General features: G+C 60.6%; 12 protein-coding genes. 6 read left to right on the top strand and 6 right to left on the bottom strand.

What is annotated here, in order from left to right:
- Nucleotides 1–246: 246 nt before the first annotated feature.
- A complete protein-coding gene (locus tag SBC1_RS27090; protein ID WP_165101877.1) occupies nucleotides 247–399 on the bottom strand; it encodes a hypothetical protein in 153 nt (50 codons plus the stop codon).
- A gap of 421 nt (nucleotides 400–820) precedes the next feature.
- Here SBC1_RS27090 and SBC1_RS27085 point away from each other — a divergent pair, with 421 nt between their 5' ends.
- Nucleotides 821–2,941, top strand: coding sequence for an FUSC family protein (locus SBC1_RS27085; RefSeq protein ID WP_165101864.1), 2,121 nt, complete (start codon nucleotides 821–823; stop codon nucleotides 2,939–2,941).
- Nucleotides 2,942–3,090: 149 nt separating this feature from the next.
- On the opposite strand, the gene SBC1_RS27080 is transcribed toward SBC1_RS27085, so the two are convergent.
- Genes SBC1_RS27080 through SBC1_RS27070 form a run of 3 tightly spaced genes read right to left on the bottom strand, consistent with a single transcriptional unit; the run spans nucleotide 3,091 to nucleotide 6,919 of the window.
- Nucleotides 3,091–4,446 carry a DUF3100 domain-containing protein gene (locus SBC1_RS27080; protein WP_165101861.1) on the bottom strand — a complete coding sequence of 452 codons (1,356 nt, stop codon included), beginning with the start codon at nucleotides 4,444–4,446 and terminating at the stop codon, nucleotides 3,091–3,093.
- Between the two features lie 55 nt (nucleotides 4,447–4,501).
- The gene (locus tag SBC1_RS27075; protein ID WP_165101858.1) at nucleotides 4,502–6,013 is read right to left on the bottom strand and encodes an aldehyde dehydrogenase family protein; all 1,512 of its coding nucleotides are present in this window, start codon (nucleotides 6,011–6,013) and stop codon (nucleotides 4,502–4,504) included.
- A 36-nt stretch (nucleotides 6,014–6,049) separates the two neighbouring features.
- Nucleotides 6,050–6,919 carry an NAD(P)-dependent oxidoreductase gene (locus SBC1_RS27070; protein ID WP_165101853.1) on the bottom strand — a complete coding sequence of 290 codons (870 nt, stop codon included), beginning with the start codon at nucleotides 6,917–6,919 and terminating at the stop codon, nucleotides 6,050–6,052.
- 168 nt (nucleotides 6,920–7,087) lie between these two features.
- On the opposite strand from SBC1_RS27070, the gene SBC1_RS27065 reads away from it, so the two are divergent.
- From SBC1_RS27065 to SBC1_RS27055, 3 genes are all read left to right on the top strand, one after another.
- Complete coding sequence (locus SBC1_RS27065; RefSeq protein WP_165101850.1) at nucleotides 7,088–7,999, top strand: LysR family transcriptional regulator; 912 nt, start codon at nucleotides 7,088–7,090, stop codon at nucleotides 7,997–7,999.
- A gap of 116 nt (nucleotides 8,000–8,115) precedes the next feature.
- Nucleotides 8,116–8,901, top strand: a complete 786-nt coding sequence (epsC, locus tag SBC1_RS27060) for a serine O-acetyltransferase EpsC (protein ID WP_241202344.1) — start codon at nucleotides 8,116–8,118, stop codon at nucleotides 8,899–8,901.
- A 9-nt stretch (nucleotides 8,902–8,910) separates the two neighbouring features.
- A complete protein-coding gene (locus tag SBC1_RS27055; RefSeq protein WP_165101847.1) occupies nucleotides 8,911–9,798 on the top strand; it encodes a VOC family protein in 888 nt (295 codons plus the stop codon).
- Between the two features lie 67 nt (nucleotides 9,799–9,865).
- Here the strand turns inward: SBC1_RS27055 and SBC1_RS39665 are convergent, their stop codons facing one another.
- Together SBC1_RS39665 and SBC1_RS27045 are read right to left on the bottom strand one after the other, a co-directional pair.
- On the bottom strand, nucleotides 9,866–11,302 hold the full coding sequence (locus SBC1_RS39665; RefSeq protein WP_206366134.1) for a hypothetical protein: 1,437 nt from the start codon (nucleotides 11,300–11,302) through the stop codon (nucleotides 9,866–9,868).
- A gap of 162 nt (nucleotides 11,303–11,464) precedes the next feature.
- Nucleotides 11,465–12,148, bottom strand: coding sequence for an MgtC/SapB family protein (locus SBC1_RS27045; RefSeq protein ID WP_165101844.1), 684 nt, complete (start codon nucleotides 12,146–12,148; stop codon nucleotides 11,465–11,467).
- Nucleotides 12,149–12,372: 224 nt separating this feature from the next.
- Between SBC1_RS27045 and SBC1_RS27040 the strand changes: the two genes are divergently transcribed.
- On the top strand, nucleotides 12,373–13,494 hold the full coding sequence (locus SBC1_RS27040; protein WP_165101840.1) for an AGE family epimerase/isomerase: 1,122 nt from the start codon (nucleotides 12,373–12,375) through the stop codon (nucleotides 13,492–13,494).
- A 350-nt stretch (nucleotides 13,495–13,844) separates the two neighbouring features.
- Nucleotides 13,845–14,288, top strand: a complete 444-nt coding sequence (locus SBC1_RS27035) for a PaaI family thioesterase (protein ID WP_165101837.1) — start codon at nucleotides 13,845–13,847, stop codon at nucleotides 14,286–14,288.
- Nucleotides 14,289–14,297: the final 9 nt, after the last annotated feature.

Genomic DNA, 14,297 nt, shown 5'->3' with positions numbered 1-14,297 from the left:
GATAAAACGGGGAGCGATCTGGAGGGTGCGCGCAGAGTTGCGCTGGAGAGGAATGTCGCAAATCAGCGACGTGATGGCCGCGGAATCCGTAAGGACTAATGTGGCAATCGGCAAAACTTTGAAGCTAGAAAAACTACATAATCCACATCAATGAAAGCAGACGGACCGCATTACGAAAAAACCTTGTCAAGCACAAACTGACAACACTTCAGTTTTCCCTGCAGTCCGCACTGCCTTCCTTGCAGCTCACAGACGGATACCCATGATCGTGCCGCGCGACTTGCGAATGCGCTCTGCTTCTTGTTGACGTGCTTGGTACGAGTAGTCCGAATCCATCGGAAGATGTGGCGATTCGAACAGCGATGCGAATTTTTGCAACAATGCGAAGAGGTAGCTCATGTCAAACTCCTGGTAGATGGTCAAGGGTTATCCCTTAGACGTCATTATAGGGTTTTCGCTAGCTTATTCCTAGTGCAATGCAACATTTTCACCGTAGTTTTTCTACATCATTGCGTTTCAGCCACACCTACCGAGCGTAGACGCGGTCGAAATCAGTAGGAATGACTGAATTTTCTGCGCACACCGGTAACTGGAACACGGGCGCGAAACGACGGTCGCGAGAAATACCGGACACCCCGATGTTCTTGGCTGAATTCACATTCGACTTTTTGGGATTTTATTTTGGTGCTTCGAAAATTAGTGCGCATACACTTGGCGCCCCCAAACGACGTCCAGGATTTTCCCCGCCCGATAAAGGCGCTCAGGCAACTCACTCAGTAGCCACCCGATCACCCGCACTCACCCCTTGATAAGCCAGGCCATGTTCCGCCTTCGCAACTTTCACCGGCAGTCTCGACAAGCGGCAAGCCGCCGCACAAAAGCGTTCTCCCGAACGCTCGATTCCATTGCGCGCCACCGGCCCGTCTGGATGGTTTCGTTCGCGTTGAGCCAGGCCGATTTGTCCGAAGGGCTGCGCGCCGCATTCGCGTCGACCGCCATGCTGCTCCTCGGCAACCTGTTGCACATGCCCGAGTTCTCGTGGGCCGCCATCGGTGCGTTCTGGACCTGTCTCGCCGATGCCGCCGGCTCGAACCGCATGCGTTTCGCGTCCATGTTGGGCTTCGCGGTGCTGTCGACCGTCTGCGGCGGACTGACCGCCTATGCGTCCGGCGTGGGTATCGCGGCCGCGGCCGTCGCCGTTCTGGTCTTTTCATTTCTCGGCGCGCTCGCGCGCGTATGGGGCGCTGCGGCCGCCCAGGTCTCCATCCTTGCTGCGACTGCCTGCGTAGTCATGGTGGACCGGCCCATCCATGGATCACTCGGCGAGTTGCGCTTCCTCGCGCTCTACTTTGCAGGCTGCCTCTTCGCAACAGTGCTCAGCTTCACCGTGTGGCGGATTCACCCGTTCGGCGCGAGCCGCGCGGCCATGCGATCGGCTTATGCGAGTCTCGCGGGCATCGCAAGCGACAGTGCACGGCTGCTCAAACGAGAAAGCGCAGGCTTCGGGGAATGGGCATCGCACGCTTCACGTTTTCGAGGCAAGGCGCGCAGTGACATTGAATTGGCGCGCAAGGCGCTGGCACGCGTGCCGGCATCGAAGACAGACCGGCGGGACACGTACAACATGCTGCTGCTCGCGCTCGCGGACAGTGAACGGATCTTCGCGTACCTCATTGCAGTCACCGATGCCTGCGAGCGCGGCCATCACCGCTTACCCAATTTGCCGCGCGCAGTGCGTGTGCTCGACGCGTTCGCCGAAGTCCTCGCACGGTTCATCGCCGATAACCCCTCGGAGCCGCCAACGGCACTGCGCGAGCGGTTGCAATCACTCGCCCGCCAGCTAGAAGTTGCCTTGGGCGAGCCCGTGTCGCTGCGCTTCGATGTCGACTTCAGCGAGCTCGAATCCCCGGCTCAACGACGCGCAACCGTGTGGTCCGCTGCGTTCACCACTTTGAGGCGAGGCGTGGAAACCTTGAGGGCGACTGCATCGACGCAATCGATAGGCGCGCGCCATGCCGCTCGCGTTGGCGTGGCCGCAACGGCAGCCTTCCTGACCGTCAGGCTGCTTCATTTGCCCTTTGGTTATTGGGCGACCATGGCAACGCTCCTGATCCTGCAGCCGTCCATTGCGACGAGTTGGCCGCGCAGCATCGAACGTGCGGCGGGGAGCATTGTCGGCGGATTGCTCGCGGCCGCGATCGGCTTGGTCGTTCATTCGCCGATCGCGATCTCGCTGGTGGTGTTCCCGCTTGTGTGCGCGACGATGGCCCTCCGTCCGGTCAGCTACAGCTTGTTCGTGCTGTTCATCACCCCAGCCTTTGTGCTGGTCGCCGACTTTGCCGCGCCGGGCGGCGGCGAATTTGCCTACGCCGTCACGCGATTGGAAAACAATGTGTTCGGCTGCGTGATTGCGTTGCTCGCAACATTCCTTCTATGGCCCAGCCGCGAGCCCAGCCGCTTCAGCGACCGGTTGGCGAAGGCCGTGTCGGCGAACCTTGGCTATCTTGGCGCCTCGCTGGGACGGGGCGAAGACAGCGAGATCGAGCTGGAACGGCTACGTCGTGCGGCTGGGTTGGCCAGTAATAACGCGGAAGAGGTGCTGGCTCGGCTGAGGCTGGAAAAGCTCGATACGAGTAACGACGACCGGACCGGCTCAACCGCCCTCGCCATGTTGCGGCGCGTGGCGGGCACTGCGACCCGGGCTCGTTTTGGCCGGGCCGGCGCCGCACCGAACCGGGATCTTGCAGCATGGGTTGAGAGTGTCGGCAAGGGCATCGAAGCGCGGATAGGGAGTGACGCGAGCACTGCGGGCATCGACGCGCAAGAGGTCTTTCCCAAACACGGGCTCTCTCTGCTTGAAGCGGATGCTGTTAATCAGGTCGTGTTGCTGCGCCGGTTGCTGATGGAACACGCCGACGGTCTGAAACGCGGGGAAGTATGAGGTAGCGTTCGCACCGGGGCGTGCTTCTCCGGCAGCCCGGCGCGAACAAAACAAACAGGTGCGGATTCAACCGATCGACGAGCAAAGCGCGCCGATGCGCCGGCACACAATGCTATCGAAACATTGCTGTCCTAGACCTAGACCTAGACCTAGACGTGGAAGATCTGAGCCACGAGCGTAGCGCCGAGAAACGTCCCGGCATTCGCCACAAACGACACCAGCACGATCCGCCACCCCAGCCGGCGAAACGCCGGAATATCCTTGGCGATGGACAACCCCGCGAACGTCAGCATCGGCGTTGTTATGCCCAGGAAATCGTTCTGCGCGCTATATGTCGATATCTGCGATGCCCAGGGACACAGCGGCGACGTCATGAACATCGCGACGATCGACACCCAGCAGACCGCCGGAATCTTGCGCCCGGTCACGGTATAAATGGCGTCGCCGACAATCGTCGCCAGCACCATGATCAGCATGCCCGGAAGGCCCATGAGCGGTGTGGTGCCGTGGGTGATCCAGTCGCAGCCGAGCGCGAATACAGCAGTGACGCCCCACGCGAGCAGCTTGCCGCGATAGCCCAGTTGAGGCGCAGCCGTTTCTACATCGCCCAGCTTCGGACGGGACTTTTCAATCGCCTCCGATGCATCCGATGCTCGGCTCGTCCGGCCGATCAAAGGCTCAAGCAAGCGATATCCCCACACGGCCATCGGCAACGAAATAAACAGCGTGAAATACGTGCCGATCGTCGTCGTGATCAGGTTGCTGGCCGCAGCAAATGTGAGGACAGTCTTCGCCATTTCGGGCGTCTGCTGCGCGGCGATGGCACCTGAAGCGGCGGCCATCATGCTGCCCGAGCCCACGCCTGAACCCATGGCGAGCGCCAGAGGATGGAAAATATTCAGGCTCGCTACGAAGCCCGCGAGGATCGCGATAAAGACCGCACCAAAAACAGTACCCGTCAGATACTCAGCCAACACACCACGCCCTTCGGGAGAGTCCATGCCGTACTTCTCGCCGATGATCGCAAGGCTCGGCTCACGGCCGACCGAGAACGTTGCGCCGATTGCTTCCCGCTTGATACCGAGCAGCAACGCGAGCGGAAGTCCCAGCAGGATCGTGCCGACAAAATGTCCCAGCTCCTGAAAAGCCAGCGCCCAGCCAGCGGCGGCAAGCTTCGGCAACGCGCCGCCGACCATCAGGCCCAGCTTGGCGACGAAGAGCAACAGCGCTGGCTGCAAGATGGCCGCAGCGAGGAACTGGGTCTTGACGTCGAGCCGCGCAGCGCCGCTCCATCGTTCACTCGCCAAACCTAGCGCGGCGCCCAACAGCAGTGCCCAGATCATCGGCAACAGAACGACTTTCCCCGGCCCAACCTTGAACGTGAACGAGCCGATAAATTCAGCGATCACCAGGATGATCGCCGCGTAAAGAAACAGCTTTGCGCTCCTCAATCCACGACTATCCCCACCACTACCCCGTTGCTGCGCGGCCAACGTACTGTCCATTGTTATCTCCCGATTGCCCTCTCGCGCTTCATTGGCAGCGAGAGGACGCGTTGCTCTACAAATAGCCGAACGTCGTAGCCGGCTCTCTGGCGGTTTCCACCCAGACGCTCTTGGTCTGCGTGTACTCGTACAACGCTTCAACACCACTGGAACGTCCGTATCCGCTCAAGCCATAACCGCCGAACGGAGACGCCACGTTAATGGTCTTGTAGCCATTGACCCAAAACGTTCCCGCGTTGACCTGCCCCGCCACCCGATGAGCCCGGCCTACATCGTTCGTCCACACTGCACCGGCCAAACCAAACTCGGTGTCATTCGCGATGTTAAGGGCTTCTTCCTCAGTATCGAAAGGAATTGCAGCGACAACCGGGCCAAAGATTTCAGTACGCGCTACGTCCATCTCGTTCGTCACGTTCGACAACACAGTGGGCGAAACGAAGTAGCCGCCTGACGAACGTTCAACCGACCCTGCCGCAAGTGTGGCGCCAGCCTGAACGCCGCTCGCGATCATCTTCATGATGTGGTCATACTGCGTGCGATTGTTGATCGGCCCGACTTCGGTTGCATCATCGAGCGGTGCACCCACCTTGATCTTTTTCGCGCCCGCCGCAATCATTCCGACGAACTCGTCATAGATCGAACGTTGCACGAGCAGGCGCGAACCCGCCACGCAGCTCTGCCCCGCGCCGGCGAAAATCGCGGCCTGGGCAGTCAACGCGGCACGCTTGAGATCGGCATCGGCGAAGATGATGTTGGCGGACTTGCCACCGAGTTCCAGCACGCAAGGAAGCACGCGTTTTGCCGCGGCTTCGGCAATGCGCACGCCGGTTGCAGGCGAGCCGACGAACACGACCTTCTTCACGACCTTATGCGCGATGGCCGCTTGGGCGACGGTCTGGCCAAGCCCTGCAAGAACGTTGATGAGACCCTTCGGCGCGCCCGCTTTCTCGGCGAGCAACGCCACCACCAGCGACGTGAACGGCGTCAGTTCCGAGGGCTTCAGCAAGACGGCGTTGCCCATCGAGATAGCCGGCGCAACCTGCCATCCGCATGTGAAGACAGGTGCATTCCAGGGCGTGATTTGCAGGACCGTGCCGGCCGGCTCGCGACGCGTGTAGTTCAGGTGCGAGGTCGGAACCGGAATGACATCGCCGTAAAATTTGTCCGCCCAGCCGCCGTAATACTCGAACATCTCGGCGACTTTCGCCACTTCACCCCGGCAGTCGCGAATTGGCTTGCCCGAACCGAGCGACTCCAGGCGAGCAATACTCTCCGTGTCTTTGCGCAACTCACGCGCGATCTCGAACATCACGCGTCCACGCGCAGCATGCGTCAATGCCCACCATTGTTGCTGAGCGCGCTGCGCCGCATCGGCAGCGAGTTCGACCACTGCCGCGCCGCCGTCCTTGTACGCGAGGCTTGGCTTACCCGTCGATGCATCGTACAACTGAATAAGTTCGCCCGTGCCTTCAATCAGTTCGCCGCCAACAAACGAGCCAATCGTCTTGGCGTTCGGGAAGAAATGCGCGAAGGCGGCCAACAGGTTTTCTGCCGCGTTGTTTTCCATATCTGGCTCCGTGTTCTGGTTACTCTGCTGACTGCGTTACTTCTGTTCGATGAATTGAACGATGCGATTGAAGTCTTCCGCATCGCCGATTGTCTCGGCGCTTTCTGCCCACAACCGCCCTGCTTCGGCGGCAATCGGAGCGTTGATGTTCTGGCTGCGCAGCAAGTCCATCGCCAGGCGAACGTCCTTGCGCATCAACTTCATCGTGAAACCGGAATCGAACTTGTCCGTGAAGATCCACGTGGGGTAATTCGTGAGCGTCGCGCTGTTGCGCCCGGAGCCGCCGTTGAGCGCTTCAACCAGCTTCTCGGGATCGACACCGGCCGCCTGCGCCGCGCGGACCGCTTCGCTGGTGGCAAGCAGGTGCACGCCGGTGAGCAGGTTGTTGATGATCTTCGTCACGTGTCCCGCACCAATGGGGCCAACGTGCACCCGCTTCGCGCTCATGACCGCGAGGATCGGTTCGACAGCCGCGACGTCTTCGTCGGAACCGCCCAGCACCATGGTCATGGTCGCAGTCGCCGCGCCCTTCGGACCGCCGCTGACGGGGCCATCGACAAAGCCCACGTTCACTTCAGCCAGCGCCGCCGCTACCTTGCGCGTGCTGTTGGGCTCAGCGGTGGTGGTATCGACCACGATCAGGCCAGGCTTGGCGCTTGCCGCCACGCCAGCGGGTCCAAGCACGACCTCTTCCACAATCGCCGACGTGGGCAGCGAAAGAATCAGGACGTCCGAATCGCGCGTGATGTCTGCTATGGACGCGCGCTCGGACACGCCCTCTGCGTCTAGCTTGCTGGCGACGCCGGACGCCGAGTCGAAACCGAGCACGGTGTAGCCGCCGCGCTTGAGCGAAAGCGCCATTCCGCGCCCCATGTTTCCGAGTCCGATGACCCCAACCGTCTTCATAAATCCACTCCGTAGCGAATACGCTGTCGACCGGATAGAGCGGGTCTAGCCGTTGGCGAGCGTGTTTTGGAGTTGTCATCTTCGGCCGACGAGCCCCTATAATCAATCAATGCCAATATTGAGAATGTTCTAATTATTAGAACGCTCAGAACACAGAGACGCTGAACGATGGCCGACAACCTGACCGAAAGCAGAATCGTCTATTTTTTTGAAGCCGTTCGTTGCGGGACTATCCGCGCCGCTGCCGACTGGCTCGATGTCGCGCCGTCCGCAGTCAGCCGGCAGATCGGCTTGCTCGAAACGGAACTCGACGTTGCGCTGATCGAACGGCACGCCCGCGGCGTCAAACCGACGGAAGCCGGCCGGTACCTGATCGAATATTTCCGCGAGCAACTTGCGCACAAAGACGACTTGATTTCGCGGCTGCAGGAACTACGCGGACTGCGAACCGGGAACGTCAACGTGATCCTGGGCGAAGGTTTTGTTTCCGATGTGCTGGCGGGACCCATACAGCATTTTTGCAAGCAGTATCCCGGCATCAAGCTCAATCTGGACCTCGGCAGCACCAACGACGTCATGCGGCGAATCTCCGAAGATGAAGGCGAGATCGGGCTGGTCTACAACCCGCCGGGCGATCCGAAGATTGTTTCTCGCGCGATCAAGCGACAGCCAATGATGGCAATCGTCAAGCCTAACTTCCTGCGCGGGAGCAAAACGAAATCCATGAGCGTGCAGGAGCTGGCCACCTATCCGATTGCAGCGACCCATCCCACCTATGGCACGCGCCAGATGCTTCAGGCAGTTGAGTTCGCGGAGAAGATTCGCCTGGAGCCGGTTGTGACGACCAATTCGATCGGCCTCCTCAAGCAGTTCGCCATGTCAGGACTCGGCCTGGTTGTGCTGCCCGCGTTCGCCGTGACCATGGAAGTGGATGCGGGCACACTCGTCGCCATCGAGATCGATCATCCGATCCTGATGAAAGCCGAGGCGCATCTTGTTACGCGCGTGGGGAGGAAATTGTCCGTGGCTTCGAACAAGATGCTGCAATTAATGTCGTCGCAAATGCAGGCGTTTCGGTAAGCGCGGTGTGCACAGCAGCAAGTTGCTCAACATCTAATTTTTAGAACAATTTTGCCCATGCCGGGCATCGCTGATTCAATTTTCGCGGTGGACACTGTCGTGACAGGAGACAGACCTTGATCAACATAGATCCCGCTACGCTTTGGCAAATCATCCGCGCGGAAGCGGAACACGAAGCGCAGGCCCGACCCGCCATGCAGCGATACTTCGACGCGTACGTCCAGCGGCACGAAACATTCGGAGAGGCGTTCGCTGCGCTGCTTGCTGCCGACCTGATGCGCTCGGATGCGACGCTGCCAGACATGGCGGCCGAATTCAGCACCGTCATCAAGCAGACCGGCAGCGACACAAGCGCCGCGGCCGACGTGCACAAGATTGCCTCGTCCAACCCGGCTTGCCCGAACGTGCTGACCGCGTTTTTATCGTTTCGAGGGATTCACGCCATTCAATCTCATCGCATCGCGCACGCTCATTGGCTTGCCGGTGAAAAGACGTTCGCCGTTCTTCTGCAAAACTGGTGCGCGAAGTCTTATAACGTCGATATTCATCCGGCAGCCAGGATCGGCAAAGGCCTGTTTGTCGATCACGCCATGGGCATTGTGATTGGCGAGACCGCGGTCGTTGAAGACGAAGTCAGCATGTGGCACGGCGTCACGCTCGGAAGCACATTCGCCGAAGCCGGAGACCGGCACCCGAAAGTCCGTCGCGGCGCAACGCTTGCTGCTCACGCGATCGTTCTTGGCAACATCGAGATAGGCGAAGGCGCCGTCATTGCGGCGGGCAGCGTGGTTCGTACATCGATTCCCGCCGGCATGGTCGCGGCCGGTGTTCCCGCGAAGATCATCAAGGCGGTTTCAGGCACGTACGCCGCCATCACCGCGCCTTCTTCCCTTGATAGATAGGATAACAAAATGATTCCGCCGCATCAACATCGACTGGGTATCGACCATCCGGTGGTCTCCGTCAGGAATCACCCGAGGGCCGTCGAGCATTACATCTTGCTCGGCTTTTCACCTAGTCCCCTTTCGTATCACCCCTGGGGTTCGGTGCTGACGCTGATGATGTTCGAGAATAATTTCATCGAATTGATTGGTATCGATGATGCCTCGAAGTTCGGAACGAATGCCGTCGATGACTTCTGCTACGGACGCACACTAGGCCAGTTTCTGGAACGCTCCGAAGGCCTCGGATTGCTTGCTCTTCATAGCAAAGACATCGAAGGCGACTATGCCGCCGTCAAAGCCACCGGGCTGCCCGTGCAGCAGCGCGTGGACTTCCGGCGCAAGCTGATCAAGGCGGACGGCACGCCCGATGAAGCGGTCGTCTCGCTCGGCATGGTGATGGACCCCGACTTGGGCGATGTCTCCAACTTCCTGTGCCAGCAACATCGGCCGGAGTTCATCTGGCGGAAGGATTGGCAAGATCATCCGAACGGCGCGAATGCAGTCAATGAAGTTATCTATGTCGCCGATGAACCCGGGTTGCTCGAAGCGCGTTGGGCGAAGCTGTTCGGGGCTGAGAACACGTCATGGGTCGACGGTCATGTTGAAGCTGACACGGGTTGTGGACGCGTAGTGGCTTTGACACGATCACAGGCACTTGAACGTTTCGCCTGCGTCGGTTTGCCGATGAACTACACCGATAAACCCCACGGGTTCGCATTGCAGATTCGCGTTCGCGACTTGCGCGTCGCGGAACGCATCCTGTCGGAGAACGGCGTCATGCATGGCGATACCGCTCGCGGCGTTGCCGTCGCTGCCGAAGCCGCCGGCAACACGATTATCGAATTCGTCGAGTGATTGGGGGTGGGTGCGCGGGCAAGGCTGCTGTTAACGCGCCTTGGTTGCGCGCGGCGGTGTTTCGATATCAATGCGATTTGCTCTGAGCCCGCTTCGCGGCGCGGCTATGCGGCCCGGAGTCCGGATTCCTGTTAGCAGCGGATGCGTTCGCATTGCCCCGGTTCGGGACCTCGACGATGGAGGAGTCCGTATCGAAGAAAGACGCCAGCGTGGCCTGCTGATTCAGCATCAATTGCTCGATACGCTGTTGCTGCCCCGTGTTTTCACGCGTCAGGCGAAGCAGCGCGATGCTTTGCGCCACACCCGTCGCAACAGTCACAAGCAACACGCAGATCACGATCATCAGGATCGCTTTTACTCGCCGCGACAAGGCGGCCGCCGCGCCACGCTGGTCCGCGATAACGGCATACAACGCGTCGATTGTGTCGGCGTACGCGGTCGCGCGAGCGGTATCAAGTTCCGACGCTTCGCGGGAAGGTGCTTGGGAGGTGCTCGTGCGAGCCCGGCGGTCATCTGCGATTAGTGCCGCCGCCAGGGATTGCGGCTGCTCACGATGCGGGGTTGTTGCGGCTCGTGTGGGGACGCGTGGGGACGGGGATGTGCCCGATGTGCTTGATACGTTCGATGAGTTCAGTGCGCTCAGTGCGCTCGTCGTTGCGTTGGGTTCGCTCAGCGCGTTCGATGCATTCGACGCGTCCGATGCACCCGGCTTACCCAGCATGCTCGGCGTGTCCGGCGAACCAGTCAAAACCCGCGCGTCGGCATTGGTCCTCCCGCCCTTACCATCCGCCGTCGCAACTTCTGACATTGCAGTGGCCGGTGACGGTTCCGTTATCGACACATTCCGGGCGGCGCCCCTGCCGCGCGCCGCGGATGCGCGCTTGCCGGAACCCTGCCCACTGCCTTCTCCCGATGCCACCGCGACCGTTGCGCCCTGCGTACCGTCGTCCAGCGGTCCGGGCTGCACGGGCCGGGCAACCATGTCATGAGCCGGGACAACATCGTCGAACATCAGGTCCAGCGTTGCAGCGTCGGCTGTCTGGCTATCCGTTTGCGCCGCCGCTGCGTCGTCGCGCGATACGGCGACGCTCGACGCAGCCGACCCCTCCGCCGATAACGCCCCAGTGCGCCACGCCCGCAGCGACCCGGACGATCCGTCGTCGCCCGGCACGGCCGCCATGAAAACCTCGGGCAACTCGAAGCCGGGCAACGAAGATTGACGAATATCGGTATTCAACGCCTGAAGCGTGGCGCGCTCAGCATCTTCGGCGAACAGATCGAGCGTGGGCGCGCCGTAGGGCGCCCGGCTCAGCAACGCCAGACGCTGCGCCGAGCGCGCGGCACGGGCGAGCTTGGCATCGGCATCCGATTCAGCCGGACGGCGAGCCGACGTAGACTTGGAAATGGAAGCAGGAGCAAGGGCAGGAGCAGAAGCAGCATCGGTACGACGCGAACCAGCGTTATCAGCAACTTGGAGAGCGGGATTTACGGCGGAATCTGGCATAAGTCGATGATTGACAGCGCGGCCAGACGCGACCCCGGGCGGCTAAATCACGCCCGATGAAGCGGCCCGGCCTGGCGCCTCGCAACAGAAAAAGCGGCTGCATGGGTTTTCGAGGCCGCATTGTCGCACGCTTGCACGCCCGCGTTACGGCCGCGTGCGGTCTCAAGCAGGGCCTTCTTCCTTGAATTCCCGCACGGTTTCCAGCGCGCGCAGCCGCGTGCAGATCGCCTCGTATTCCGTCGACGATATCCTTGAAAGCGCGATCTGCACTTCATCGAGCTCAGGGGCGTCGTCGCTTTGCTGCACCACGAACTGCTTCACGCGCACGCTGCCCGCGCCCAGCGCCTCATGCAGCGCATGAAAATTCAACGTCCCCCGATCGACGAGCAAGGTCAACTGGCGTCGCTGTTTCACAGAGATGAAGCGCCGCTCGAGCGGCTTGATCCCTGCGAGGATGATCAGAATGATGACGGTTGCAGCGATGGATGCTGTGTACATGCCGCCGCCGACCGCAAGCCCGATCGCCGCCACGGACCAGAGGCTCGCCGCCGTCGTGAGGCCACGGACGATCTCGCCGCGCAACAAGATTGAACCCGCGCCGAGAAAACCGATTCCCGACACAACTTGCGCCGCGATCCGCGACGGATCGAGAACGACGTGGTCGCGGCTGAGGACATCGAAAAAACCGAATGCCGACACCATCATGATCAACGTCGAGCCGACGCAAACCAGCATGTGCGTGCGCAGGCCGGCGGCCCACGACAGCCGTTCGCGCTCGAAACCGATCACGCTGCCGAGCGCCGCGGCCAGAACCAGCCGGGAAATGAGTTCTACATTGCTTAACATGAGTGGATTTGCTCCTTATAGGTGTTGTGGAGTCGAGTGATGGCGCGGCGCGGTGGGGCACTGGCGTAACAGCGGCCAACCGGCTCAGCGCGGATAAACCACCGTTGTACCGATGCGCGCGTGTTTTGATTTATCCTTGGTGCCCCGCATCGGGTGGCGCACCGGATATGTTCCACGTACGCCGCCGCGCGCAACTACCTTCGTAACTACCATCGGTAAGCCGTATGCACGACCCAGATCCGACCGCCGCAACGCCCCCGACCGCCGACACCCTTCGTGCGCACTATAAACATGTCGTGCTGCCAATCTGGCGCGGGCACGGCTTCAACACGGTATTGCGACTGGCGTTCGAGGCCGTGGCCGAGGACGGCCGCACGCCCTTGCCGCCACAGCGGTATCGCACCATGGCCTGCGCTCGCCAGCTATTCGTGTTCTCGCAAGCAGGCGATATCGATCACGCCGATACGCTGTTCAATTCGCTTCGGACCTATTTTCAGGACACGAAAAACGGCGGTTGGTTCTACAGCGTCGACGCAAACGGCGCGCCGCATGAGCGCCACAAGGACCTGTATACGCATGCGTTCGTGATTTTTGCGTGCGCGGAATATGCGAAACGGGCCGGCGCAACGGCCGCGAAAGAAGCCTTGGCGGTGCTCGAAGAAACGTCGGTGGTGATTGAACGGCGGATGGCAATTAGCGGCGCTGGTGGTTTGTTCAGTTCGGCGATGACGGAAGATTTTTCCACCGCGCTCGGGCCACTACTGCAAAACCCGCTGATGCATCTGACCGAGGCGTGGCTCGCGGCGCGTGAAGCAACCGCGGATCCGCTTTTCGATCGCCGGTTGGAAAAGCTCGCAACAGCGTTCGCGGAGGCTTTTGTACATGACGAAACCGGCTGCATCGCCGAATTGACGATTGGCAGCGCCAATAACTGGCTGGAACCGGGGCACCAGTTCGAGTGGCTGTTTCTCGCTGAAGCCAGCCGGCATCCGGCTTTCGATGCAGCGGGCCTGAACCGGGCGCTAGTTCGTGGATTCGATTTCGTGCAGCAGTTCGGAGTCGATCCGGTAACCGGCGGCGTGGCGGCGTCGCTGAACGAACAGGGCGGCGTGATCGATTCAACACAGCGCATCTGGGCTCAGACCGAATATCTGCGGGCCCTCGCAACGCATGCAGACGAGTCCGTGCGCACACAATTGACGGCGCAGATTCCGCGGTTTGCCGAACGTTTTCTTCGACCTCAAGGGTGGATCGAGAGTCAGTCAGCAGAAGGCGTGGTCATGCGCCCGGAGTTGCCGTCGACAACGCCTTATCACCTTGCCACCGCCTACGCCGCGTTGCCCTGACATTGAGCGCTTGGCGTCTGGCGCTCTCGCAATAAACGCCTCGCCAAACTGAACTGCAGCCCAAATCGTTGGACGGGTGTCCAACTTTGCGGGGTCAGTTCAAACCGCGAGGCGTTTTTTATTGCGGCTGGAGAAATCAGCGCAATACTGAACGCTTGGTGTGCTTTCGTTTCAAATCACTGAGAAAGCCCGCGCAAACCCGGTAATTTGTCCGCGATTTTGAGATCGTCCTTGCGGAGTGACCATACGCTACCTACAGTCTTGTGCAGGACCGCGACGAAGGCTCCTGCCCCGATGCGGATTGTGGGACTCACGCTGACTGGACCGAAACCAAGTGTAGGAGTGTCCGAATGGCTGAAATTGTCGATATCGCACGGGGCGCGTTGAATGCGCAACCGTTTAGCGCCTTGCTGGGTACGAAGCTCATGCAGGTCGACTCCTCGAGTCTCACGCTCTGTCTGACCATCCGCGACGAACTCAGGCAACAACACGGTTTTGTGCACGGCGGCGTGGTGAGTTATCTCGTCGATAACGCGTTGACCTTCGCGGGCGCATTGCGCCTGGGACCGAAAGTGGTCACGGGCGAATACAAGATCAATTATTTGCGGCCGGCGGTCTCAGGCACCTTGATGGCGCGTGCGCGAGTCATCTACGCCGGCATGACGCAGGCGACCTGCCAATGCGACGTGTATGTCACCGATGGCGGCGCCGAACGGCTCGTGGCGGTCGCGCAGGGAACCATTCATCGGATCAGCGAAATGGCCGCGGAACTTGAGCCGGTGCTTAACGAGTGAGAGAGGTTG

This window comes from Caballeronia sp. SBC1 (assembly GCF_011493005.1).
GTDB lineage: Bacteria > Pseudomonadota > Gammaproteobacteria > Burkholderiales > Burkholderiaceae > Caballeronia.
Note: the sequence above shows the minus strand (reverse complement) of the source record. Positions and strands in the feature narration are given on the sequence as shown.